This window comes from Kribbella sp. NPDC050124 (assembly GCF_044460355.1).
In the GTDB taxonomy this organism is placed as follows: domain Bacteria; phylum Actinomycetota; class Actinomycetes; order Propionibacteriales; family Kribbellaceae; genus Kribbella.
In genome coordinates this window covers 147,171-170,594 of sequence record NZ_JBITJU010000021.1, presented here as the reverse complement: position 1 = coordinate 170,594, position 23,424 = coordinate 147,171, and the positions used below count along the sequence as shown (strand labels likewise).

Sequence of the window (23,424 nt, the reverse complement as noted above, 5' to 3'; positions counted from 1 at the left end):
TCAGCCGGGACCAAACCTGTAACGCCGGCCCCGGCCATCACGATAAGTCAGGACGACTTGAGAGCCAAAGCCTCTCGGTAGCCGAGGCGGCGGCCGGTTTGGAGCAGGGTGCGCTCGTAGAGGCGGGCGCCGAGGCGGACGATCAGGACCGTGGTGACCAGCAGGATCGCGATCGCCAGCAGCGGCTGCCAGACCGGCACGTTCTCGGTCAGCATCCGGCCGGGCATCGCCATCGACGACGCGATCGGCACGAACGAGGCGATCGTCTTGGCCGACGACCCGGCGAACACCGCGAAGAAGAACGGGATCATCAGGATCATCTGGCCCGGCAGCGTGGTCGACCCGAGGTCCTCCTGCCGGGTGGCCAGCGAGCCGGCCACCGCCCACAACCCGGCCAGGGCGACGAACCCGAACACGAAGAACACCACGAACCAGCCGGCCACCGGCGCGACCACCTTCAGGATGTCGAGCTGGTCGGTCGCGACCAGGCCGATCACCGAGGCGCTGGCGATCACCACGATCTGGGACAGCGCGAGCGCGGTGTTACCGAGAACCTTGCCCCACAGCAGCGACCGGATCGGTACGGCGGCGGCCAGGATCTCGACGACCCGGCTCTCCTTCTCCTGGACGACGCTCTGCGCGATCATCATGCCGAAGCCGAGCGCGGTCATGTAGAACACCAGCGCGAGCCCGATGTTGACGAAGTCGGCGACGACGTCGGGCAACGGCCCAGGTTTCAGCAGTTCCAGCTCGACCTTCGTACCGGCGCGCAGCTCCGAAGGCGTCAGACCTGCCTCGGCCGCGTTCTGCTCCATCCCGACGTTCACCGCCGCCTCACGCAAGGCGCTCTCGAGGCTGTTGTCGACCCGGTCCTTGCCGAGTACGACGTACCCGTCGGCGCCGGGCAGCAGCGCCGCCTTCACCTCGCCGTCGGTGATGAGCTGCTCCGCCGCCGGGCGATCGGCCACCCGAGTGACCTCGTAGCCGTCGCCGCCCTTGGTGGTCGATGCCTGCTGGACCACGCGCGCGCCGCCGTCGTCGATCACGGCGATCTTGTCCGGCCCGCCGTTGCCGGCGATGAGCGCGGGAATGATCACGGCGGCCAGGACCAGCACCAGCATCACCGCGGTCGATCCGAGGAAGGTCTTGTCCCGCAGCTTGGTGGTGATCTCGCGCTCGGCGATCAGCACCCAGGCCCGGTCCAGGGTCCGGTCGTTCATCGGGTCGCCTCCCGGAAGACGTCGCTCAGTGCCACCCGCTCGGGGCCGAACTCCAGCACCGGTCCGCGGCTGACCGCCTGCTGCAGAACGTGCTGCGTGACCGCGTCGTCGTCGACGTCGAAGAGCGCCGTACCGCCGGCCACGTCGCGCACCTGGATGCCGCGGAGGTCGCGCAGCCAGCCGGCGTCGCCGTCGACCACGAGCCGGTAGGTCAGCGACGGCCCGGCGGCCAGCTCGGCAACGGGGCCTGCGGCAACGACCTTGCCGCGGGAGAGTACGACGAGGTCGTCGCAGAGTCGCTCGACCAGCTCGAGCTGGTGGCTGGAGAACAGCACGGGCACGTCGGCGGTGACCTCCTCGCGGAGCAGGTCCACCATCGCGTCGACCGCGAGCGGGTCGAGGCCGCTGAACGGCTCGTCGAGGACCAGCGCGATCGGCTCGTGCACCAGCGCCGCGGCGATCTGCACCCGCTGCTGGTTGCCGAGCGACAGCGTCTCCAGTACGTCGGTCGCCCGCTCCCCCAGCCCGAGTCGCTCGAGCAGCTTGTCGGTCCGCTCGGCCGCGCGGTCCGGGTCCAGCCCGTGCAGCCGGCCGAAGAACACCAGCTGGTCGCGGATCTTCATCTTCGGGTACAGCCCGCGCTCCTCCGGCATGTAACCGAAGTCACGCCGTACCTCGTTGGTCAACGTCTCGCCGCGCCAGTGCACCGTCCCCGCGGTCGCGCCCAGCACGCCGAGGATGATCCGCATCGTCGTCGTCTTACCGGCCCCGTTCGCCCCGACGAACCCGGTCATCCGTCCTGGCACGACGTCGAAACTCACGTCGTCCAGCGCCAGCTGCTCACCGAATCGCCGGGTCAGCCCAGCCACCCTCAGCATCCGTCACCGTTCCTGTCACCTCGGCCCCCTCGGCCAGGCCCACGCCTGACCGCTTCCGCTCGGAAGTAGTTCAAAGTTAGTGACACGGTGCCCACACACACGTCGGCCCCCAGGGTGATCACGCAGGTCATCCGTACGGCGGACCTGGTCACCACCGGTGGGGGCCGACCGGGGGAGGTCAGGCTGTGGCGTCGCCCTCCAGCGTCTCGACGGCGCCGAGCAGGCTGCGCTCGGCGGCCTGCTCGTAGGCGAGTTCCGCCGGGTCGGTCGTCCACTCGGTCGGCGGCAGCGCGGCCTGCTCTTCCGGGTGGCTGGCCTCGACCATGCTCAGGTCTGCCTCGACCTCGTGCTGGAGCTCGTTCAGGAAGTCGCCGCTCACGACGGGCTCCACTCGCCGTAGTGGATCCGGCCGAGCGTGGCCTCGCCGATCGGGACCAGCGAGTCCTCCTTCACCTTGGAGCCGAAGTAGGTTCCGTCGGCGTCCGTGATCACCTCTCGCTTGTCGCCCATCTCGGCCAGCGCCTTGCTGAAGAACTCGTCCATCCGGTACCGGTCCGGTCCGGCGATGTCGCGGCGCCCGTTCAGCGGCTCGCCGACCGCCGTCTTGGCGACCTGGTCGGCGACGTCGTCACCGGCCATCGGCTGCCACCCCACCGGTGGGATGTGCACGCCGTCCTCCTGCGTCGCACTGTCCGCGATCGCCTTGACGAACTCGAAGAACTGGGTCGCGTGCACCAGCGAGTACGGGATCCCGGACTCCTTGATGAGCTTCTCCTGCGCCAGCTTGGCGGCGAAGTAGCCGTTCTCCGGCATCCGCTCGGTGCCGACGATCGACAACGCGACGTGGTGGCCCACGCCAGCCTCGGCCTCCGCGGCGAGCAGGTTCGTGGTGGACGTGGTGAAGAAGTCCATCACCGCCTTGGCCTCGAACGACGGCGAGTTGGAGAGGTCGACAACCACAGAAGCGCCCACCAGCGCCTCGGCCAGCCCCTCGCCGGTGAGAGTGTTCACCCCGGTGTTCGGCGCCGCCGCGACGGCCTCGTGCCCGTGTGCCTCGAACCGACGTATCACCTTCGAACCGATCAGCCCCGTGCCACCGATCACCACGATCTTCACAGCCACTCTCCTGTCCCCGGGCACCCCGCTGGCGACCCGTCGCGAGCTATGACAAGACAGCCCGCCGGCTTGTGACGGTCACATTCGGCGACCCTGTCCGGTCTTCGTTCGGAGACGGAGAGGACCCAGAACGTTGCCCACTGCACCCAGCCGCTTCCGGATCCGGATGACGGCCCGGCCGATCGACGAACCGCACCGCACCGCGAGCCCGCTGGAGCTGCTGTTCGACCTCACCTTCGTGGTCGCGGTCGCCGCCGTGACCGCCGAGTTCGCGCACGGCATCGCCGACGGTCACCCCGCGGCGGTCGAGTTCCTGATGGTGTTCTTCTGCATCTGGTGGGCCTGGATGAACTTCACCTGGTTCGCCTCCTCCTACGACACCGACGACGTCCTCTACCGGCTGCTGACGATGCTCCAGATGGCCGGGGTGCTCGTGCTGGCGGCCGGCGTCCCGGCCGCGATCGCGGAGTCGGACTACCGCGCCGTGCCGTTCGGCTACCTGATCATGCGGATCGGCCTGGCCGCCCTGTGGTTCCGGGCCGGCTACGAGGACCCGGAGCGGCGCCGTACGGCGTTCCGCTACGGCAGCGGGATCCTGATCCTCAACGTGTGCTGGATCCTGACGCTGCTACTGACCCACATGGCGTTGTGGCTGTTCGTCCTGCTGGTTGCGCTGGAGCTCGCCGGACCGTTGTGGGCGGAGCGACCGCGGGCCACCAACTGGCATCCGCACCACATCGCGGAGCGCTACGGCCTGTTCGTGATCATCCTGCTCGGCGAGAGCGTCCTCGCGGCCAGTCGCGGCGTCCAGCGGGCGCTCGCGGCAGGAGACATGAGCAGCTCGTTCATCCTCGTCGCGGCTGCCGGGCTGGTCCTGCTCTTCGCGCTGTGGTGGCTGTACTTCCTGCACCCCGCCGGCCACGGTCTGAGCAAGCGACGAACCGCGTCGTACCGGTGGGGCTACGGTCACTTCTTCCTGTTCGCCGCTTTGGCCGCGGTCGGCGCCGGGCTAGAGGTCGCCGTCGAGGAGGCTGCGCACCACACCACCTCGACGACCGTCGGGTTCGCCGTCGCGATCCCGGTCGCGGTCTACCTGCTCACCCTCTGGCTGGTGCACGCGCCGATCATCGACCCGCCGGTCATCTCACCGGCCTTGATCGTGAGCAGCGTCGTGATCATCCTGCTGCTGCCGCTCGTCCTGCCGCCGGTCGCCGTGGTGGTTGCGGTTTCGGGCGTCGCCGTACTGATCGCCGCCCTGGTGATCGTCCGCGCGAATCAGCCGGCGTCGTCGCCCGGGGTCACCAGTCCGCACTCGTAGGCGAAGACGACGGCCTGGACCCGGTCGCGGAGGCCGAGCTTGAGCAGGACCCGGGAGACGTGGGTCTTGACGGTGGCCTCGCCGACGTACAGCTGGGAGGCGATCTCGGTGTTGGTGAGGCCGCGGGCGATCAGGCCGAGCACCTCGCGCTCGCGGTCGGTCAGCTCCTCGAGCAGGTCCGGCCGGTAGACGCGCTCGCCGCCGCCGGTGAACCGCTTGATCACGCGCCGGGTCACCTCGGGGGCGAGCAGCGCGTGACCCGAGTGCACCACCTGGATCGCGTCGACCAGGTCCTCCGGCGCGGTGTTCTTCAGCAGGAACCCGCTGGCCCCGGCGCCGAGCGACTCGAACAGGTAGTCGTCGCGGTCGAACGTGGTCAGGATGACGACCTTGCCGGCGTCCGCCGCGACGATCCGCTGGGTCGCGGTGATCCCGTCCATGCCGGGCATCTGGACGTCCATGAGGACGACGTCCGGCCGCAGCCCGAGCGCGAGCTCGATCGCCTTCTCCCCGTCGGAGGCCTCACCGACCACCTCGATGTCCGGCTCGACCGACAGGATCATCCGGAACCCGGCGCGGACCAGATCCTGGTCGTCCACCAGCAGCACGCGCATCGGGGCGGCGGTCTCAGTCATGCCGGGTTCTCCTCCTGGGCCAGCGGGCGGTTCTGCGGGTCGAGCGGGATCCGGACCCGGACCCGGAAGCCGCCGACCGGGCGCGGTCCGATCTCGGTCTCGCCACCGAGGAGTCCGACCCTCTCACGGATGCCGACGTGGCCGAGCCGGCTGCCGACCGGCGCGTGCTTCGGGCGGCCGTCGTCGATCACCTCCAACTCCACCGAGTCACCGAGATAACGCAGTGTGATGTGGGCGCTCCGGGCGGTCGAGTGTCGTCGTACGTTGGTCAGCGCCTCCTGGGCGATCCGGTAGACCGAGACCGACACCGTCTCCGGCAACTGCACCGGCTGGCCGATCTGGTGGAACCCGACCGACAGGCCCTCGCCGTTGACGTCGGCGATCAGCGCGGGCAGCCGGTCGGCGCCGGCCTGCGGTTCCTTTGCGGCCGGCGAGTCGACGTCGAGGTCGGGGTCGGCCGCACGGAGCATGCCGAGCAGCTGACGCATCTCGTTGACCGCCGTACGGCTGGAGTCCTCGATCACACTGAGCGCGTTCTTGGCGGCATCCGGATCGGTGTCCATCACCCGTCGTGCTCCCCCGGCCTGGACGCCGATGCTGCTGATGTGGTGGGCGACGACGTCGTGCAACTCCCGCGAGATCCGGAGCCGCTCGTCGATCACCGCGCGCCGGGCGTTGGCCTGCTGCTGCGAGGCGAGCTCCGCCGCCTGCTGCTCCAGTTCGTACCGCTGCCGCGCCGTACCCCACGCCGTCCGCCCCCAGAAGTAGGCGCCGAAGAAGTAGAGGACGTTCAGGGCGAGGGTGAGGATCACCCCGGAGACGTACGGCGAGAGCACGCCGTCGTTGGCGCCTTTGAAGTCGTCGTTCTGCAGCGCCTTGACGAAGCTGAGCACGAGCCAGCCGAACATCCCGACGAAAACGAGACCGACCGCGGCCTTCATCAGCCGCCGGTCCCGCGACCAGGCGACCGCCGCGTAGATCGCCATGAACTGAGCTGCCTGGGTGACCAGGTTGCTGGCGAACGCGAAGGTGGCCCGCTCACCGGCGACCACGAAGAGCACGGACACGATCAGCAGCACCGGGATCGGCCAGCGGCGCCGGAAGCACAGCGGCAGCGCGATCGCCGCGCTCAGCACGTACGCCTCGACCCCGCCGATGCCCAGGCTGACCGGGTTCGGCGCTACCCCGCGAGCCAACTCGGCCCCGATCACGCCCGCGACCGCCATCCCGAGCCCCAGCAGGACGTCGTACCTCTGCTCCTTGGCCGTCGGCGCGGGCCGGATCCAGCCCCGGACGGTGGTGCCGGTCGCAGGCGGCGTCCCCGGCTCGGACACCTTCACTTCCCCGGTACGGCGCTCGGCCGGGGACTCGGCCGTGGTCGACATAGTCCATCACCCTACGGGCCGATCGGTGCTGTCCGAGGGACGCGTACTCTGGAGGGCGTGACGATCGCCCCAGAAGGACGGAAACTGCTCAGGCTCGAGGTGCGCAACGCGGAGACCCCGATCGAGCGCAAACCCGAGTGGATCAAGACCCGGGCGAAGATGGGCCCGGAATATCAGGCACTGCAGAAGCTGGTGAAGTCCGAGCAGCTGCACACGGTGTGCCAGGAGGCCGGCTGCCCGAACATCTTCGAGTGCTGGGAGGACCGCGAGGCCACCTTCCTGATCGGCGGCGACCAGTGCACCCGGCGCTGTGACTTCTGCCAGATCGACACCGGCAAGCCCGAGGCGCTGGACCGTGACGAGCCGCGCCGGGTCGCCGAGTCGGTCCGGACCATGGGCCTGCGCTACGCGACCGTGACCGGCGTCGCGCGTGACGACCTCGAGGACGGCGGCGCCTGGCTGTACGCGGAGACGATCCGCCAGATCCACGAGCTGAACCCCGGCACCGGCGTCGAGATGCTCGCGCCCGACTTCAACGCCGTCCCCGAGCAGCTGGCCGAGGTGTTCTCGTCGCGGCCCGAGGTGTTCGCGCACAACGTGGAGACGGTGCCGCGGATCTTCCGCCGGATCCGACCCGGGTTCCGCTACGGGCGCTCGCTGAACGTCATCACCCAGGCCCGCGACTACGGCCTGGTGACCAAGTCGAACCTGATCCTCGGCATGGGCGAGACCCGCGACGAGGTCAGCCAGGCACTGCGCGACCTGCACGACGCCGGCTGCGAGATCATCACCATCACCCAGTACCTGCGCCCCTCGGTGCGGCACCACCCGGTCGAGCGGTGGGTCAAGCCCGAGGAGTTCGTCGAGCTGCAGGCCGAGGCGGAGGCCATCGGCTTCGTCGGCGTCATGTCCGGTCCGCTCGTGCGTTCGTCGTACCGGGCCGGTCGGCTGTACCGTCAGGCTGTGGAGTCGCGGATGAGCTCCGCGGCCTCCAACGCCGCACAGAACGCATAAACAGGGATCCGGGAGAGATGGCCAAGAACGACGCGCCCGCCGAGAAGACCAGCCGGCTCAAGCAGATCCGGTCGGCGTACCAGCTGACCAAGAAGTCCGACCCGAAGATCGGACTGGTGCTCGCCGGGATCTTCCTCGGCATCGTCGCCGTGTTCGCGGTGCTCGCCGTCTTCGTCGGGCCGCTGCTGGTCTGGCTGCCGCTGGGTGTGGCGATCGCGTTCCTGGTCACCACGATCATCTTCGGCCGCCGGGTGGAGAAGGCGGCCTACAGCCAGATCGAGGGGCAGGCCGGTGCGGCCGCGTCCGCGCTGCAGACGCTGCGCCGCGGCTGGAACGTGACGCCCGCGGTCGCGGTCACCAAGAACGCCGACATCGTGCACCGCGTGGTCGGCCGGCCGGGCATCGTGCTGGTCGGCGAGGGCCAGGCGAGCCGGGTGAAGAACCTGCTGCAGGCGGAGGGCAAGAAGCACACCCGGGTGGCCGGCGGCGCGCCGGTGATCCAGATCGTGGCCGGTCAGGGCGAGGACGAGATCGACATCCGCAAGCTGACCAAGCACGTGATGAAGCTGCCGGCCGCGCTGCAGCCGTCCGAGATCACCGACCTGCTGCAGCGGCTCAAGGCGCTGGACGCCGTCCGCCCGCAGGTGCCGATGCCGAAGGGCCCGATTCCGACCAGTCTGAAGGGCGCCCGCCAGGCCATGAAGGGCCGCTGAGTCGGGCCAAGGAGGGCTGGGGGCTCTCTCTGAGTGAGCTGCCGGTAACTCGGCAGCCGCTCAGCAGTTGATCTGTCGTGACGTGGCACGTGTGTGCCTTCGTGTCGCGCTGTGGGGTGGCTGGTTGGCCTTAAGGTGCGACCAGAACGGATCGAGGACACGAGGTTGACGACCATGACGGATCTCCTGCCGGTGGCTGTGCACCAGCCGGCGACCGAGACGTGGCCCACGCTGGCCCGCCCGCGGTCGAACCCGGTCCGCCGGGCCGGCGCGGCGGCCGCGATCCGGATGATCGCGAAGGAGCTGCCGGCCACGATCCACCTGGACAGCAATCGGTCGTACGGGCTGGGCGGTCCGGCGATGCGCGTGCACCGGACGTCCGCCTTCCTCGACCGGCTCGGGCACGACGCCGGGTCCGGGTTCGGCGAGGCCTACCTGGCCGGCGACTGGGACCCGGAGCCCGGGACCGACCTGGCCGACCTGCTGGTCCCGTTCGCGGAGCGGTTCAGCAACGAGGAGACCCGGCACCTGCTGCCGAAATGGGCCCAGTCGCTGCGCTGGCTGGTCACCCGGTCCCAGCCCGGCGACCAGGAGAACGACCGGGCCGGCGCCCGGGAGAACGTCAGCCGGCACTACGACCTGAGCAACCCGATGTTCTCGGAGTTCCTCGACCCGACCCTGACCTACTCGGCGGCGTACTTCGGCGACCCCGGGCTGGGCACGTCCGCGGCCGAGCTCGCGACGGCGTCGTACGACGAACTCACCCGAGCGCAACTGAACAAGCTCGACGCGATCCTCGACGCCGCCGGAGTCGTGTCCGGGTCACGGGTGCTCGACATCGGCTGCGGCTGGGCCAGCCTCGCGATCCGCGCCGCCCAGCGCGGAGCCTGGGTGACCGCGATCACCATCGCCTCGCAGCAGGCGTTGCTGGCGCAGCGCATGGTTGCCGAAGCCGGGGTCGGCGACCGGGTGCAGGTCGCGCTGCGTGACTACCGCGACCAGATCGGCGAGTTCGACGCCGTGCTGAGCGTGGAGATGATCGAGGCGGTCGGCGAGAAGTACTGGCCGGTCTACTTCGACGCGATCGAGCGGCGGCTGGCGCCCGGCGGGGTGGCCGTGGTGCAGGCGATCGTGATGCCGCACGCGCGGATGCTGGCCACCCGGAACACCTTCACCTGGGTGCAGAAGTACATCTTCCCCGGCGGCCTGATCCCGTCGATCAAGGTGATCGAGGACGTCACCGCCCGGCACACCGGGCTTCGCCCCGAGGTGCTCCGGCACCTGGGCGCCGACTACGCCCGCACGCTGCGGATCTGGCGGAACCGGTTCATCGAGCGCTGGCCGGAGATCGCCCGGCTCGGGTTCGACGAGACGTTCCGGCGGATGTGGGAGTTCTACCTGGCGTACTCCGAGGCCGGCTTCCGCACCGGGTACCTGGACGACGTGCAACTCCGGCTGACGAGGCGCTGACGCCTACCGCCGTACGACGACTGTGCTGGCAGCCCGGTCGTGGAGACCCCGGCGGTCGCGGTCGTAGACGACGGCGGGGATGAGCAGGGAGAGCAGGAGGGCGCGGATCAGGCCGGCCACCAGCCCCGGTGGCGCGGTGTGGGTGGTGTTGCCGCGGACCGGCGCCACCCGGAGTCCGCAGATGCGGTGACCGATCGTGTAGCCGAGCAGGCCGGTCAGGATCGCTGTCATCGCGAAGAACGTGATCAGCTGCGACGTGGTGTAGTCGTTGCCGCCCGCCCACATCGGCTTGGACGTGATCGCGGACGCGACCAGCCCGGCGATCAGCCAGTCCACGAACAGCGCGAGGACGCGGCGGCCCCAGCCCGCGACCGCGCCCGGGCCGTCCTCGGGCAGCCCCAGGCGGTTGCCCGGAAACCGGAATTCTTCGGTGGGTCCTGTGCCAGGCTGCGCGGATGGTGCCATGATGGCTAGCCTACGGACACGTCCGGACGCCGGTCACAGCGGACCGGGATATCTCAGGGCGTAACCGTCGTACACCAGTGGGTCAGAGCGGACACGCTGGGCGTAACATCCGCGAAACATCAGGGTCACCGCGGGGAAACCGGGGGGCCCTACGTTCAGATGCAATCTCTGAGCCACCCCGAGGAGTACGTATGTTTTCCAGCGCTGAGGAGCTGCTCGCCTACGTCAAGGACGAAGGCATCGAAATCATCGATGTCCGGTTCTCTGACCTGCCGGGCATCATGCAGCACTTCACCGTCCCGGTGTCGTCGTTCGGCCCTGAGGTCTTCGAAGAGGGCCTGATGTTCGACGGTTCGTCGGTCCGCGGGTTCCAGCAGATCCACGAGTCCGACATGAAGCTGCTGCCCGACCCGACCACCGCCTTCCTCGACACGTTCCGTGGGACGAAGACGCTGGCCATCAACTTCTTCGTGCACGACCCGCTGACCGGCGAGGCCTACAGCCGCGACCCGCGCAACATCGCCCGCAAGGCGCAGGAGTACCTGAAGTCGACCGGCATCGCCGACACTGCGTTCTTCGCGCCCGAGGCCGAGTTCTACGTCTTCGACGATGTCCGGTTCGAGACCAAGCAGAACTCCGGCTACTACTCGATCGACTCGGTCGCCGGCGCCTGGAACACCGGCCGGGTCGAGGACGGCGGCAACCGCGGCTACAAGGTCCGCTACAAGGGCGGTTACTTCCCGGTCGCGCCGACCGACCACTTCGGCGACCTGCGTGACGACATCACGCTGAACCTGGAGAAGTCCGGCCTGCTGGTCGAGCGCGCCCACCACGAGGTCGGCACCGCGGGTCAGGCGGAGATCAACTTCCGCTTCGACGAGCTGCTGAAGACCGCGGACAACCTGCAGAAGTTCAAGTACATCGTCAAGAACACCGCCTGGGCGGCTGGCAAGACCGCGACCTTCATGCCGAAGCCGATCTTCGGTGACAACGGTTCGGGCATGCACTGCCACCAGTCGCTGTTCTCCAACGGCGAGGCGCTGTTCTACGACGAGTCCGGGTACGGCGGCCTGTCCGACGTGGCCCGCTGGTACATCGGCGGTCTGCTCAAGCACGCCCCGTCGCTGCTGGCCTTCACCAACCCGACGGTGAACTCCTACCACCGCCTGGTGCCGGGCTTCGAGGCGCCGGTCAACCTGGTGTACTCGCAGCGCAACCGGTCCGCCTGCATCCGGATCCCGATCACCGGCTCGAACCCGAAGGCGAAGCGGATCGAGTTCCGTTGCCCCGACCCGTCCGCCAACCCGTACCTGGCCTTCTCGGCCCAACTGCTGGCCGGTCTGGACGGTATCCGCAACAAGATCGAGCCGGCCGAGCCGGTCGACAAGGACCTGTACGAGCTGCCGCCGGAGGAGCACGCGGGTATCGCCCAGGTGCCGACTTCGCTGCCGGCCGTAATCGACTCCCTCGAGGCCGACCACGACTTCCTGCTCGAGGGTGGCGTCTTCACCGAGGACCTGATCGAGACCTGGATCGACCTCAAGCGCGAGCAGGAGATCGCCCCGATCCAGCTCCGCCCGCACCCGCACGAGTTCGAGCTCTACTACGACGTCTGAGTTACCCCGCACCACAACGGCCGGCCCGGAACGCGAGTCCCGGGCCGGCCGTCTTGTTGCTGTTGGTCAGCCGGTGTATGTCGCGGTGACGTGGTAGACGCGGCCGCCCCAGCCGTCGTTGGGGAAGGAGTCGGCGATGCGGACGTAGCCGGTCTTGGACGGGCCGAGGTACGGCGTGAGGTCGTACGTGCGGGCCGCTTTGTTCTCGCCGTCGTGGATCTGCTGGGTCTCGATCCCGACCGTGGTCCACTGCTGACCGTCGCCGCTCGCCTGGACGACGAACTCGTTGTCGATCGTCAGCGTCACCGAGGCCGAGGTCGTGTCCGACGGGAACGGGAAGCGGTACACGAAGTACGAGTTGCCGTCAGCGAAGCGGTTCTGGACGCCATTGCTCTGGGAGCCGTCGGCGTCCCACAACCACGGGTTCTCGGCCGCCGTACCGGTGTCGAAGTCCACGGTGTGCGCGATCAGGATCTCGGCCTGCGTGGTGAACGACAGCAGCGGGCCGGACGTAGCGGTCACGTTCACCAGGTAACGGCCATCCGGCGTGCCGGCGGGAATCGCCACATCCAGGTCAACGGTCGTCCGAGCAGGTACGGCGTTCCCGCTCGGGCGCAGCGTCACGGTCTTCCGGCTCGGGGTCACGGTCCAACCGGAGGGACCCGAGGCCCGCACGTCGGCCGTGATCGACTGCCCTGCCGGCGCAGTGGCCTGGAGCCCAGCCTGGAGTTCGACATGCGTCGCGCTGCCGGTCGCGGGCATCACCACCGGCTGGGCCGGCGTCACTGTTGCCGATAGCGATCGCGTCGGCGCCGGCGTCGGTACGGCGGCAATCAGGGCGCTGAGCGCACTGGCCTGAGTACGCCAGTCGAAGACGTTCGAACTGCCGCCGGCCCATCGCAGGCCGAGCCGTCCGGCAGCATCGCGGTCCTGATCCCAGACGGAGGCGGCCTGCTTGGCCAGGAAGGCGTCGTACCGGGGGTCGTCAGTGGTGTCGGTGAGGTCCATCCAGTAGCGCAGGAAGATGCCCTTGAACTGCTTCTGGTTGTCGTCGCAGGACCGGCCCGGAGCCTCGCAGGACTCGGTCAGAACGCCGTTCGAGGTCAGTCCCCCGGTGCCGATCGCCGCGTCGGCCAATCGCCGTACGGTGGTCAGCAGCTGCGGGTTTCGGGTCGCCCGGTAGAGCTCGAAACCGGCTCCGATCGCCAGGCCCTGGTTGTAGGTCCACACCGTGTCGTTGTTGCTCTGGCAGGTGCCGCTGTTCAGGCCGTCGTTGACCAGGCCGGCGGAGTTGATCATGCCGCTGCCGGTGAACCAGTTCCAGCCCTCCTGCGCGCGGCCGAGCCAGTGCTGGTCACCGGGGATCCGGTTGTGCAGCTCGGCGGTGAGCCGGATCCAGAGTCCGTTGGTGACGGCGTTCTTGTAGGTCCGCTCGGCGTCCCACCAGACACCGCCGCCACACGTGTCGTCCCAGTAGTCTTCGACGTACTCGGCGATCGTGACCGCCATGTCGAGGTACTTGGGGTTCTTGGTGAGGTCGTACGTCTGGATCCAGGTCAGCGCCCACCACTCGGAGTCGTCGATGGCGCGGCTGGTGAAGTTGCCGAGCAGCGGGTCGCCCGACAGGTAGCCGGCCGGGAACACGCCCTTGTCCTTCTCGAACGTGTTGTCCAGCTGCTGCAGGTACCGGCGATCTCCGGTGCGCTGCATGTAGTCGCCGATCGTCTGCAGCGCGACGGCGGAGTTCCACCAGCTCGACGGAAACCACGCCTTCACCGGCTCGTACGAACTCATCAGGACATCGGCGGCGACCCGGGCCCGCGCCGTGGCAGTCGGGCCGGCGGCACCTCCCGCCGAATCGGCTCCGGCAGCCGGTGGCGACACCAGCCCGACGGTCAGCGCGACCGCGCCGGCCAGGAATGCGCACAGAACGCGCGAACGACTCATGACGGATCTCCTCGAGTGCTTCAGGGCGGCTCGGCTGACCGAGGTTGGAAACGTTTCATCGGGTCCCGCGGCAGTATCGTCGTCGCAGCAGACAACGATGTCAATGCTCCAGCGGGTCCTGAGCCGCCACCCGGCCGGAACTGGCCGCGGCGGCGAGCGCGGCATGGTCGCGCTCGTTCTGGTCCGCGTACGTCGTGGCGAAGTCCGCGACCGCGTGGTCGAAGCGGTCGGACTGACCCAGGTACGCCGCGATCGCGTAGCGATCACCTGAGCGGGCATGAGCCCGGGCCAGCGTCCAGCCGCAAAGCCGGGCGTACAGGTCCATGGCGGCTGGGGTCATGGCTTCGATGTCGGCGGACATCTTCCAGTCGCGGAGTTGGCGGACGTAGTAGTCCTGCTCGCCGTCCGCAGTGTCAGCTCGCAGCCACCCCAGGAAGATGTCGCTGGCGCCCTGCATCAGACGCTGACCGGCCACCACCCGCTCACCCTGATTGACGTGCTCCGAAGCACCGGCGTACTCGCTCAGCACCGACGGGCCTGCCTGTTTGGCCTGCAGGACAAGGGCTTCGTCCTCGACGGTCGACGCCAGCAGCAGGATCCACGCCCGGGTGCCTACACTGCCGACACCCACCACTTTGTGGGCGACGTCCACGAGCCGGAAATGATCGAGCAGCCGCCGCCGATCCGCCTGCAGAGTGTCGCGATAGCTCGTGATCAGCTTCTGCAACCGGTCGAGTACGTCGGCGGTGTCGAGACCGGCCAACTCGGTGAGCGGGACGATCAGGGGCGGGTCGGACACAATCTGCCGCCGCCCGTCGACCACCGTGGTCAACTTGCCGATCGCCTGCAGACTGTCCCGGCTGTAGGCCTTCGCGAGCCGCCCTTCAGCCGCCTTGAGATCGGCCTTGCGCCGCTTCAGTTCCTTGGACGACATCGTGGCCTTGTACTGCGTGACCGTTTCCTCGACGTCCAGCCGCGCGTACCAGACCGCGAGGATCGGCTGCTCCGCGAAGGCGCGCATCGACTCGCGGTAGCTCCGCACCGCGGTCAGCACGACCTTGTGGCACTTCTTTGCGTTGAAGCCGTTATCGCGCCCGGCCACCACGAAGCTGGCCGCCAGCCGCTTCACGTCCCACTCGAACGGCCCCGGCAGCGTCTCGTCGAAGTCGTTGATGTCGAACACGAGCCGGCGGTCCGGCGAGGCGTACCGCCGAAGTTGGACAGGTGCGCGTCACCGCACAACTGGACGGTCAACTCCGTGGAGCTTGTCTGTGCGAGGTCGGCTGCCATGACCAGTGCCGCACCGCGATAGAACGTGAACGGCGACACCAGCATCCGGCCGTGCCGGATCGGCACCAGCTCCGGCACCCGCCCCTTGGCCTGGCCGAGCAGCAGCCCGATCGGGTCCCGCCCGCTGCCCGCCCGGAACTCGGCGTGCCCCTCCAGCGGCACCTGCTTCCGCACTGCCTTCCCCTGAGCCGCCCACTCCGCCGCGCTCAACTCCCCCGCAGCCATATACCCAGCGTCCACCCACCCCCGCCCCCTTGACCAGCCCGCAAGCGACTAGACCTCCCGAGCCAGCCACTTGTGCTCGATCTCGCGGGGTAGGTCGACGTCGTGCTGGCGGGCGAGCAGGACCAGTTGGCAGAAGACGTCGGCGAACTCCTGGTGGAAGGTCGCGCGGATCTGGTCGGCGGTCTGGCCCTTGGTCCGCGCGCGACCGGTGTGCTGGAGATACGCCTGCGTCAGCTCCCCCATCTCCTCCTGCAGCTTCAGCAGGAACCAGTCCGGATCCCGGTCGAAGCCGAACGCCTCGCCGTACCGCACTGACAACTTCTCCAACCGCTCCGACAGCTCTGCAATATCCACCCGCCCACCCAACCAGCAGGCACCGACATCATCACGTGGCCCCAGCCAGCGGCCGCGGATCCACAAAGCCCCTGAAGACGATCGGCACTCCGGACGCCGCCTGCAACTTCTCGAGCGCACTCGCAGGTGCTGTGGTCCATAACGTGACGCCGACGCCAGTGCAGTCAGGAGATGGTCCGCCGGAGCTGATCAGGTCTGGGTTGTCGTCCATGAGCGTACGGACAGCCGAGATCAACTCCTGCTGCGAGTAGGCGGCCTGGAAGAAGATCACCGGCACCGGTTGCTGCGCTGCCAGCTCACGCAAGCCGGTCGGCGGGGCGCCGCGCCAGTACACGATCACAACCCCGGGATCATCCCGGCTGACCTTGAGACCGCCCTCGTTCTCAGGGTCCGGATTCCGCTGCATCCAGCCGACCAGCACCTGGGCTGCTTCCTGGGCGGGTGTTGTCGGCGGCATCAGGTACTGCGCCTCATCGTTGGCCATGACTGCCTCCCAAGACCGACAGTACGACGCGCCGCCTTGGCCGCACCTCCAGCGCCTCGCGAGTCTTGCTGGTCGCGGGGCGCTGAAAGGATTCTGGCTACTGCAGGTGCGTGGGGTTGGGCTCGGGGTCGGTACCGGTCTCGGGCTGGCCGTCTGGCGAGGGCTGGGCGGGCTCGGCGTCGGGGGTGGTGTCAACGGTGGGCATCGGCTCGGGCTCGGGGAGCAGAAGGTACGGCGCGGTGCCGGGCTCGGGCTCCGGCTGCGGGTCCGGGGCGGGCTTCGGCTCGCCGCTGACCAGGTTGTCCGGCGCGGTCGCCCAGACCGCGGCCGCGGCGCGCTGGGCATCGGCCGCGTCGGTCTGGCGCTCATAGTTCTTGATGTCGAGCGCGTAGGCCTGGACCACCGCCGACAGGTCCCTGCGCAGTTGGCGGTGCACCCAGAGCGCGTAGGCCTGGCTGCGAGCCTCGATGAAGTTCTTCAGTTCCTGCATCTGAGCGGGAGTCATGGTGTCCTCCGAGGAAGTCGGGGTGAAGTCGCCGCGGGCGATCGCGGCACGGGCGGCAGGGCCGGGGCAGTCGGTGCCGTCCGGCCGGACCGCGGAGTGCGGCCGGATCGCCGTACCGGCGGGATAGATGCGGCGGAAGTCGGCGATCACCCCACGGGTGGTGGACTTCATGGCGGCGGTCGGCTGCTCCCCGGTGACCAGGATCAGCAGCACCGCGCCGTACCGCTCGTTCAGATCATTGTTGCCATTGGCACCGGACTGGGTACGCAGCCCCCGCAGCGTCCAGGCCCGGCCGGCCTGGTCGACCGCGACCTGGTACGCGATGTCCGACCAGCCCCGGTCGTCCATGTGGTAGTTCTGCCAGCCGCGGAGCGCGGACGCCACCGCCGCCATGCTGTGGATGCCGGTTGTCGTCCCGGTGCCGGGCCAGTGGATCACCGCGCCCTGCACCCGCGAGACCGTCAGGTTCCCGGGACCGCCGTTCGGCGGCCGGGCGTTCCAGGCGGACCGCGGTAAGTATTCGACCATCAGTGCTCCCTCACTTGCCTACTGAGCACCCCTACCCGCCACTGGCGCTCGGTAATCAACCGATCACAACCGGCAGGCGATCGTCAAGTGAAACCGCCCGACGGAGCGCACGCCGTCCATCCCACCAGCAAGAGGGGCCAGCGCCGGTCCATCACCCACTTCCGACCGCACCGCGCGTCATCGCACCGCGCGTCATCGCACCGCATCCATCGCACCGCACCGCACCCGTCGCACCGCACCGTGGAGGCTGGCGTCCCCGGTTCAATCAGAAGGGCGGCCGGTCGTCCGGGACCCCTGACCTGGGCGAAGGCTTCGATGGCGACGGCTTCGATGGCGGCGGTGCGTTCGCGGGCGGGGTGATCGGGCCGCGGGCGGGTGGGGCGGTGGTGTAGCGGTGGCCGGTGGGGGCGGTCAGAGTCACGGAGCCATCAGGGTTGTTGGTGGTGGACCAGCCCCAGGCCGGAGTGTCCTTGATGACGTGGTGGTACTCGCAGTACGGGACGAGCCCGGCCAGGCTGGTTCGACCGGACCGGGCGAACGGAGTGCCGTGGTCGCGGTCGCATTCGCGCGCGGATTTGCTGCAACCGGGCCAGGCGCAGACCGGGTGACGAGCCAGCAATGTCTCGCTGACGAGCGCGCCGGGGTCGTGGCGGCTCGTGGAGGCTTCCAGTACGGCGCCATTGATCGGATCGGTGAGCAGCCTTCGCCAGGTGCCGTCCGCGGCAATGCGTCGTGCGAGGTCGGCGGGGATCGGCCCGTAGCCGGTGAGTTCGGCGGGGTCGTCGTCGAGTCCGAGCAGCGTGGCGGCGGAGATCAGGACTTCGATGTGTGGGCGTCGCCGGTGCTGATCGGGGAGCCGGCGACCGAGGCAGTCGAGTCCGTTGCGCAGCATCTGCTCGAAGACGTCGGCCACCACGTCGGCGCGCCGCTGCGGCGCGGTTCGCTGATCCCGCGATCGCGCCTCGACTGCTTCCTTCATCGAGCCGATCACGGTTGCCGACGGTGGGCAGGACGTCGGTACCCCACCTTCGAAGGTGGTGCGTGCCGTGGGCGTTGACCCGGGGGCGGGTGCCGGCGACGGCGAGGGGCCGCTGCGCTTGGCAAGGTCGGCCATGGCTTGGACGACGACCCACATCTGCTGGACCTTGTCGGCAGTGTGGACGACCCAGAGCCCGGCCATGCCGTCGGGAAGGGGCACGATCTTGCAGGTGCGTTCGCCGACGGCTTCACGGTGGCGGTCGGCTTCGGTTTCGGCGGCGTACTTGGCGAGCTGCGTGCGGAGCGATCTGTTCAGATTCGCGTGGGTCTGTGAGGGTGCGCGGCGCAGGACATGGCCCTCGACGGCCTGTGCGGCATCGTCCGACAAGGGTTGGGTGGCTTCCGAGATCGCCAACGCCTTGGACCAGGTCAAAGCGCCGCAACGCAGCGCGGTCTGGGTTGCATGCAGCGTTCCGGTCAGGTGGAGGGCAGTCTCGAGGTGGCGGGCCGCTGTGTTCGTCGACAGGTGCAGGGCTGCGCCGACTTCGGCAGCCCAGGAGCGTTCGGGGTCGATTGGGCGGCCGGAGGTGTCGATCTCACTCGGGCGTGGGCGATCCACCGCCTGGGCCTTGCGTTGACGGTAGAACGAGGCCATCGCTGCGGTCTTGATCGACTCGGCCCAAGCCACCATCCGGGCTGCTGCCTTCATCAACTCGATCAAAGCGATCGGCGACTCGCACTGCGGCCGGACCGGCTCCAATGCGGTGGCCAGCTCCGCGCCCGGCGGCAGAAAGACCCAGGACGGCGCCTTCCGGCGCAGCATCTCCCGCTCCGACTCGTCCTGATCCGCCCCGGACCATAGCTCCCACTCGATCGCGTCGATCCGCGACATCGGGGGGAGATCGTCGAACAGATCCTCCTCACTCAGCACGATCGGACCGTCCGGATCGTCCGGATCACGCAGGTCATCCGGTGGCGCCAACGCACCAAGGGCCTGCAGGGCGTCCGACTCCGCCGCCAACTCGGCATTGAACCGTGCGACCAACTCATCCGAGATCTCGGAGCCTGCGGCGGGAATCGGGGCGGACGCATGCCGCGCTGCAGACACCCACGCCCCGGCGAGTTGTTGCTCGCCGGGGGTTGCGTCTACCAGGGCTGCAATCATGCGAATATAATAGAACAGATGTTCGACTCCAGCAAAATCCGCTTCCCTGCCCGCCTCAACGGAGCAGTGGGAGGAGTTGGTCGCCGACGCGGATGATCTCTTCGCGGTACGGCGTGTCGGACAGCACGAAATGGGTGATGCCGAGGTCCTGGTACTTGCGGAGCGACTTCGCGACGTCTTGCGCCGAGCCGACGAGCCACGTCGTGCCGGCGCCGCCACCGCCGTACTTGCCGGGGGCGGTGTAGAGGTTGTCGTCGAGCACCTCACCGCGCTCGGCCAGATCGAGCAGCCGCTGCTGGCCGACCGCCTTGAACCAGCGACGATCGAGCGGAGCCGCGCCTTGCGCCTCCGCCATCTTCGCGACCTTCGCCTCCGCGTCGGCCCACGCCTCCTCGGATGTGTCGCGGACCAACGTGGTGATCCGTAGCCCGAACTCGAGCGGTGCATGCTCCCGCCCGAGCTCCGACTCCAGCGCCCGCAGCTTGCCGATCCGCTCTGCGACCCCGTCCAGCGGCTCACCCCAGAACAGCTGCACGTCCGCCTCGGTCGCCGCGACCCGCTGAGCGGCGTCGGACGCACCGCCGAAGTACAACCGCGGATGCGCCCTTCCCTTACGTACAACGGGACGCGTCGCGACCGTGGACCCGGTGACCGAGAAGTGCTCCCCGGCGAAGGTCACGTCCTCCTCGGTCCACAACCGCCGTACGAGTTGGAGGAACTCCTTGGTCCGCGCGTACCGCTGCGCCTGGTCGCCCTCGGAGTCGCCGTACGCGGCCAGGTTGTCCTGCCCGGACACGATGTTGACCAGCACCCGCCCGCCGGACAGCTGGTCGAGCGTCGACGCGGCCGACGCGAAGTGCGCCGGCTGCCAGTACCCGGGCCGGATCGCGATCAGCGGCTGGAAGGACGTCGTACGCGCGGCCAGCGCCGCAGCCACCGTGAACGTGTCGGGCCGGCCCCACCCGGTCCCGAGCAGCGCACCGCCCCACCCGTGGTCCTCGGTCAGCCGGGCCAGCTCCGTCAGCCGATCCAGACTGTTGTGCCCCTCCACGGCATCGTCGCCCCGATGCCCCGGATCGACCTGATTCGGGATGTACCACAGCGCCTCGACACTCATCAGAACCCTCCAGGCAGACGACCGACCCAAAGGACTGTATTCCACCTGATCTACTACAGATTGGCCGTCTCACTGACCGGAAGGACTAGTCCGTCTTGGGGCGGATCGCGAACATCACCGCGAGGACGAAGGTGGGGACGGCCAGGATCCAGGTGGAGCTGAGGTCGAAGAGGGTCGGGGCCAGGCAGAGAAACAGGAGGTCGAAGCCCCGGATCGGCTGGGAGAACATGCCCGGTGGGATGGCGCCCATCGGCGAGGCAACCAAGGGGCCCGCGTACGACGGAGGTCGTGCAGAGGCCTGGCGGACGGCGCCGGAGATGACGCCAGCGGCAACCGCGAACGCCACCGGACCACTGTTCAGCGCCGGCAGGGCCAGCAAAGCCCACACGGCGGCGAAGAGTCCGGGGACGACGGCCATCACGACGCGGAGCTCGCGGAGGTCCATCCCGAGCGCCCGCGCCAGCCCGGTCGAGCGGCACACCGACCGCAACCCGTCCATCATCGGACGAACGGCGACGAACCCGGCGAACCCGGCGGCGATCGGCACGAGCTCGTCGACTCCGGTGCCCGCGACCGCGTACGGGACGACGAGTAGCGCGAACCCGATCACAAGCCGCCGCGGCCAGCGCAGGATGCGCAGGAACTCCCGGTAGACGAGAGCCCCGCCACGCGACCCGCGACCCCGCCGCGACCGCATGCGTCCCTTCAATCGCCAGTGCCGGCCGGAGACCACGTCGGCCAGCATGCTGATGTCAAGGCTGCTGGCCGCACCGGCCAATCCGGCGAGCAGTTCGCCGCCCGCGATCACGCTGGTCCGGCTGAGCTTGTCCAACGTCTGCGCCGTGACGACCACGAGCACCACGGCGAGGAGCACCGCGACCACGAGAATGAAGAGCAGGCGGGTCTGCTCAGGAGTCAGCAGCGGAGGCTCCTGGTGGGGCCCGATGGTCGAAAAGCCGATGAACTCCGAGGTCACCGTGGCCTGCTGGGGCTGTTGCAGAGCCAGCAACAGAGTCGGAATCGCCGCGGCAACGAGCAGCAGGTCTGCCACCCTCAGCGCCCAGCGGGACCGCCGCGCCGCTTGCTGAACCCACACGGCCACGCAGGCAGTGCAGACGAGCAGTGCGGCGATGACGACCGATGCCGACAGCACCTCCGACCACATCGAGCCGAGCAGCGCCCACACCAGCGCCGACGCCAGGAACCCAACCACCGCGACCACAGCGGTCACAGCCCAGTACGCCGGACGCAGCAAGCCGGACCGGTTCACCGGTGACGCGAGCAACCAGAACCCGGCGGCCCGGGACGCGGACACCGGCCCCACACTCAGTGACACCCGCAACGTGGTTGCCACCAGCAACGGCAGCACGATCCACGGCATCCAGAACGTCAGCTCGCCGCAGGCAAACGCCGTGCAGCCGGCCGCGTTCTCGTTCAGCTGGCGTACGACGTTCCCGCCGGACGCGCCCGCCATCGCCAGCGTGAACAGCACGAGGTAGACATCCTCGAAGATCTGCCAGAACGACCGGTCCGCGCGCCGGCGGCGGGTCGTGCGCATCCACGACCGCAACGAGCGCGGCGACGGGATCGCGCCGAAGTCGGCCGGGTCGAAGACGACCGGCCCGTCCGCAGCACTCATGGAAGCGGGGTCAGGGTGACGACGGAGTCGGCCACGGCCTCCACCAGCGCGGGGTCGTGGCTGGCGAACAGGATCGACGTACCGGCCTGCTTCTCCTCGATGAGCCGGTTCGACAACCACTGCACGCCGTCGGTGTCCAACCGCGCCTCGGGCTCGTCGAGAACCATCAGCTTGCGCGGGCGAACCAGCGCCGTCGCCAGCGCGAGGCGGCGGCGCTGACCCGAGGACAGCGATCCGGGCAGCTGGTCAGCGGCCGGCAGCAGGCCGATGTCGTCGAGCGTGGTGTCGACCAGATCCTCCGGAGATGGGTTTCCGTGCGCCCGGGCGAGCAGGTCGAGGTGTTCGGCCGCGGTCAGGTCGGGGAAGAAGTCGAGGTCGTCCAGCAGCGTGGCGACATCCCGCCGTACGGCGTCTGCCCGCTCGTCGATCGGAAGTCCGTCGAGCAGGATCGTGCCCGCCGCCGGTTCGGCCGAGCCGACGATGCACTTGAGCACCGTGGTCTTGCCGGCGCCGTTCGGGCCGACCAGTGCGATCGCCTGACCGGCCGAGAGCGTGAACGTCAGGCCCTCGATCACCGGGCGGTCGCCGTACTTGTGCTGCAACTCCTTGACGCTCAACCGCGCCGCGGCCTTGCTCACTTCTTGCGGACCAGCGTGAGTCCGTCGCCGATGCCGAGGATGACCACGTCGACCCGGTCGTCCTTGGCGATGTGCGCGTTGAACTCCTTGCGGTCGACCGGACCGTCCGCCTCGACCACGCGGCCGCCGGCCAGCGTGTTGTCGAAAAGCATCAGCCCGTTCGGCCGGATGAGCGGCACCAGGCGCTCGAAGTAGTCGACGTACCCGGCTTTGTCGGCGTCCACGAAGGCCAGGTCGAACGAGCCGTCGAGAGCGGCCGCCAGCTCGTGCCCGTCGCCGATCCGCAGCTCGATCTTGGACGCCACCCCGGCCCGCTCCCAGTAGCGGCGCCCGATCGAGGTCCACTCGTCGCTGACGTCGAGGCAGATGAGCTTCCCGTCGTCCGGCAGCCCGCGGGAGATGGCCAGCGCGGAGAACCCGGTGAAGGTGCCGATCTCGACCGCGCGGCGTGCGGAGATCAACCGGGTCAGCGTGGTCAGCAGCGCCGCCTGGTCCGCGGTGGTGAGCATGACGGAGACGTCGCCGAGTTGCCGGGTCTCGGCCACCAGGTCGGCGGCGATCTCGTCCAGCGGCATCCCGTGGGCGACCATGTAGTCGTGTAGTTCGTCGGTCACCAGAACCTGATTACCCATCGAAATCCTGCCTTCGGTGTATTAGATCGGTCGCCTGTAGTCTCTATGGGTTGCCCGAACGCCGCGCACCCACCCCACCGAGGAGCACCCCG

The 23,424-nt window shown here is 68.9% G+C and carries 21 protein-coding genes and 1 pseudogene; 5 read left to right on the top strand and 17 right to left on the bottom strand.

What is annotated here, in order from left to right; translation table 11 throughout:
• Window positions 1–47: 47 nt before the first annotated feature.
• The 4 genes from ACIBL3_RS35585 to ACIBL3_RS35570 form a co-directional block, all read right to left on the bottom strand.
• Window positions 48–1,220 (bottom strand): ABC transporter permease, encoded by a 1,173-nt coding sequence (locus ACIBL3_RS35585; protein WP_396358269.1) that lies wholly within the window; start codon window positions 1,218–1,220, stop codon window positions 48–50.
• On the bottom strand, window positions 1,217–2,098 hold the full coding sequence (locus ACIBL3_RS35580; protein WP_396358268.1) for an ABC transporter ATP-binding protein: 882 nt from the start codon (window positions 2,096–2,098) through the stop codon (window positions 1,217–1,219). Before ACIBL3_RS35580 ends, ACIBL3_RS35585 begins: the two co-directional genes overlap by 4 nt.
• A 178-nt stretch (window positions 2,099–2,276) precedes the next feature.
• A complete protein-coding gene (locus tag ACIBL3_RS35575; RefSeq protein ID WP_396358267.1) occupies window positions 2,277–2,477 on the bottom strand; it encodes a hypothetical protein in 201 nt (66 codons plus the stop codon).
• Window positions 2,474–3,214 carry an SDR family oxidoreductase gene (locus tag ACIBL3_RS35570; RefSeq protein ID WP_396358266.1) on the bottom strand — a complete coding sequence of 247 codons (741 nt, stop codon included), beginning with the start codon at window positions 3,212–3,214 and terminating at the stop codon, window positions 2,474–2,476. Before ACIBL3_RS35570 ends, ACIBL3_RS35575 begins: the two co-directional genes overlap by 4 nt.
• Before the next feature lie 133 nt (window positions 3,215–3,347).
• Between ACIBL3_RS35570 and ACIBL3_RS35565 the strand changes: the two genes are divergently transcribed.
• Window positions 3,348–4,532: a low temperature requirement protein A gene (locus tag ACIBL3_RS35565; RefSeq protein ID WP_396358263.1), complete on the top strand. Its 1,185-nt coding sequence runs from the start codon at window positions 3,348–3,350 to the stop codon at window positions 4,530–4,532.
• On the opposite strand, the gene ACIBL3_RS35560 is transcribed toward ACIBL3_RS35565, so the two are convergent.
• Entirely contained in the window at window positions 4,490–5,167 is a 678-nt protein-coding gene (locus tag ACIBL3_RS35560) for a response regulator (protein WP_396358261.1), read from the bottom strand. The genes ACIBL3_RS35565 and ACIBL3_RS35560 overlap by 43 nt on opposite strands.
• Window positions 5,164–6,552, bottom strand: a complete 1,389-nt coding sequence (locus ACIBL3_RS35555; RefSeq protein WP_396358260.1) for a sensor histidine kinase — start codon at window positions 6,550–6,552, stop codon at window positions 5,164–5,166. The genes ACIBL3_RS35560 and ACIBL3_RS35555 overlap by 4 nt, the downstream gene beginning before the upstream one ends.
• A 57-nt stretch (window positions 6,553–6,609) precedes the next feature.
• Between ACIBL3_RS35555 and lipA the strand changes: the two genes are divergently transcribed.
• From lipA to ACIBL3_RS35540, 3 genes are all read left to right on the top strand, one after another.
• A complete protein-coding gene (lipA, locus tag ACIBL3_RS35550; RefSeq protein WP_396358259.1) occupies window positions 6,610–7,566 on the top strand; it encodes a lipoyl synthase in 957 nt (318 codons plus the stop codon).
• Between the two features lie 17 nt (window positions 7,567–7,583).
• Window positions 7,584–8,279: a DUF4191 domain-containing protein gene (locus ACIBL3_RS35545; protein ID WP_396358258.1), complete on the top strand. Its 696-nt coding sequence runs from the start codon at window positions 7,584–7,586 to the stop codon at window positions 8,277–8,279.
• Between the two features lie 174 nt (window positions 8,280–8,453).
• Window positions 8,454–9,749: a class I SAM-dependent methyltransferase gene (locus ACIBL3_RS35540; RefSeq protein ID WP_396358257.1), complete on the top strand. Its 1,296-nt coding sequence runs from the start codon at window positions 8,454–8,456 to the stop codon at window positions 9,747–9,749.
• Window positions 9,750–9,752: 3 nt separating this feature from the next.
• Here the strand turns inward: ACIBL3_RS35540 and ACIBL3_RS35535 are convergent, their stop codons facing one another.
• Entirely contained in the window at window positions 9,753–10,214 is a 462-nt protein-coding gene (locus ACIBL3_RS35535) for an RDD family protein (RefSeq protein ID WP_396358256.1), read from the bottom strand.
• 191 nt (window positions 10,215–10,405) lie between these two features.
• Here ACIBL3_RS35535 and glnA point away from each other — a divergent pair, with 191 nt between their 5' ends.
• Window positions 10,406–11,830, top strand: coding sequence for a type I glutamate--ammonia ligase (glnA, locus tag ACIBL3_RS35530; protein WP_396358255.1), 1,425 nt, complete (start codon window positions 10,406–10,408; stop codon window positions 11,828–11,830).
• A gap of 66 nt (window positions 11,831–11,896) precedes the next feature.
• Here glnA and ACIBL3_RS35525 read toward each other — a convergent pair whose 3' ends face one another.
• The 10 genes and pseudogenes from ACIBL3_RS35525 to ACIBL3_RS35480 form a co-directional block, all read right to left on the bottom strand.
• Window positions 11,897–13,777, bottom strand: a complete 1,881-nt coding sequence (locus tag ACIBL3_RS35525) for a glycoside hydrolase family 76 protein (RefSeq protein ID WP_396358254.1) — start codon at window positions 13,775–13,777, stop codon at window positions 11,897–11,899.
• Window positions 13,778–13,877: 100 nt separating this feature from the next.
• Window positions 13,878–15,112 (bottom strand): annotated as a pseudogene (locus ACIBL3_RS35520) (DUF2252 domain-containing protein).
• Window positions 15,113–15,340: 228 nt separating this feature from the next.
• Window positions 15,341–15,646 carry a pyrophosphatase gene (locus ACIBL3_RS35515; RefSeq protein WP_396358253.1) on the bottom strand — a complete coding sequence of 102 codons (306 nt, stop codon included), beginning with the start codon at window positions 15,644–15,646 and terminating at the stop codon, window positions 15,341–15,343.
• A 31-nt stretch (window positions 15,647–15,677) separates the two neighbouring features.
• Window positions 15,678–16,130 carry a hypothetical protein gene (locus ACIBL3_RS35510; protein ID WP_396358251.1) on the bottom strand — a complete coding sequence of 151 codons (453 nt, stop codon included), beginning with the start codon at window positions 16,128–16,130 and terminating at the stop codon, window positions 15,678–15,680.
• A 97-nt stretch (window positions 16,131–16,227) separates the two neighbouring features.
• On the bottom strand, window positions 16,228–17,163 hold the full coding sequence (locus tag ACIBL3_RS35505; protein ID WP_396358249.1) for a hypothetical protein: 936 nt from the start codon (window positions 17,161–17,163) through the stop codon (window positions 16,228–16,230).
• 265 nt (window positions 17,164–17,428) lie between these two features.
• The gene (locus tag ACIBL3_RS35500) at window positions 17,429–19,306 is read right to left on the bottom strand and encodes a DUF222 domain-containing protein (protein ID WP_396358248.1); all 1,878 of its coding nucleotides are present in this window, start codon (window positions 19,304–19,306) and stop codon (window positions 17,429–17,431) included.
• 55 nt (window positions 19,307–19,361) lie between these two features.
• Window positions 19,362–20,423 (bottom strand): LLM class flavin-dependent oxidoreductase, encoded by a 1,062-nt coding sequence (locus tag ACIBL3_RS35495; protein WP_396358247.1) that lies wholly within the window; start codon window positions 20,421–20,423, stop codon window positions 19,362–19,364.
• An 85-nt stretch (window positions 20,424–20,508) separates the two neighbouring features.
• Entirely contained in the window at window positions 20,509–22,062 is a 1,554-nt protein-coding gene (locus tag ACIBL3_RS35490) for a DUF6297 family protein (RefSeq protein ID WP_396358246.1), read from the bottom strand.
• Window positions 22,059–22,700, bottom strand: coding sequence for an ATP-binding cassette domain-containing protein (locus ACIBL3_RS35485; RefSeq protein WP_396358245.1), 642 nt, complete (start codon window positions 22,698–22,700; stop codon window positions 22,059–22,061). The genes ACIBL3_RS35490 and ACIBL3_RS35485 overlap by 4 nt, the downstream gene beginning before the upstream one ends.
• On the bottom strand, window positions 22,697–23,332 hold the full coding sequence (locus ACIBL3_RS35480) for an O-methyltransferase (RefSeq protein ID WP_396358244.1): 636 nt from the start codon (window positions 23,330–23,332) through the stop codon (window positions 22,697–22,699). The genes ACIBL3_RS35485 and ACIBL3_RS35480 overlap by 4 nt, the downstream gene beginning before the upstream one ends.
• Between the last annotated feature and the right edge of the window lie 92 nt (window positions 23,333–23,424).

Coding starts and splice junctions, on each gene's coding strand:
- ACIBL3_RS35510 (WP_396358251.1), bottom strand. CDS start 16,130: ATGGCCAACGATGAGGCGCAGTACCTGATGCCGCCGACAACACCCGCC.
- ACIBL3_RS35505 (WP_396358249.1), bottom strand. CDS start 17,163: ATGGTCGAATACTTACCGCGGTCCGCCTGGAACGCCCGGCCGCCGAAC.
- ACIBL3_RS35535 (WP_396358256.1), bottom strand. CDS start 10,214: ATGGCACCATCCGCGCAGCCTGGCACAGGACCCACCGAAGAATTCCGG.
- glnA (WP_396358255.1), top strand. CDS start 10,406: ATGTTTTCCAGCGCTGAGGAGCTGCTCGCCTACGTCAAGGACGAAGGC.
- ACIBL3_RS35555 (WP_396358260.1), bottom strand. CDS start 6,552: ATGTCGACCACGGCCGAGTCCCCGGCCGAGCGCCGTACCGGGGAAGTG.
- ACIBL3_RS35580 (WP_396358268.1), bottom strand. CDS start 2,098: ATGCTGAGGGTGGCTGGGCTGACCCGGCGATTCGGTGAGCAGCTGGCG.
- ACIBL3_RS35560 (WP_396358261.1), bottom strand. CDS start 5,167: ATGACTGAGACCGCCGCCCCGATGCGCGTGCTGCTGGTGGACGACCAG.
- ACIBL3_RS35525 (WP_396358254.1), bottom strand. CDS start 13,777: ATGAGTCGTTCGCGCGTTCTGTGCGCATTCCTGGCCGGCGCGGTCGCG.
- ACIBL3_RS35480 (WP_396358244.1), bottom strand. CDS start 23,332: ATGGGTAATCAGGTTCTGGTGACCGACGAACTACACGACTACATGGTC.
- ACIBL3_RS35500 (WP_396358248.1), bottom strand. CDS start 19,306: ATGATTGCAGCCCTGGTAGACGCAACCCCCGGCGAGCAACAACTCGCC.
- ACIBL3_RS35490 (WP_396358246.1), bottom strand. CDS start 22,062: ATGAGTGCTGCGGACGGGCCGGTCGTCTTCGACCCGGCCGACTTCGGC.
- ACIBL3_RS35585 (WP_396358269.1), bottom strand. CDS start 1,220: ATGAACGACCGGACCCTGGACCGGGCCTGGGTGCTGATCGCCGAGCGC.
- ACIBL3_RS35545 (WP_396358258.1), top strand. CDS start 7,584: ATGGCCAAGAACGACGCGCCCGCCGAGAAGACCAGCCGGCTCAAGCAG.
- ACIBL3_RS35540 (WP_396358257.1), top strand. CDS start 8,454: ATGACGGATCTCCTGCCGGTGGCTGTGCACCAGCCGGCGACCGAGACG.
- ACIBL3_RS35495 (WP_396358247.1), bottom strand. CDS start 20,423: ATGAGTGTCGAGGCGCTGTGGTACATCCCGAATCAGGTCGATCCGGGG.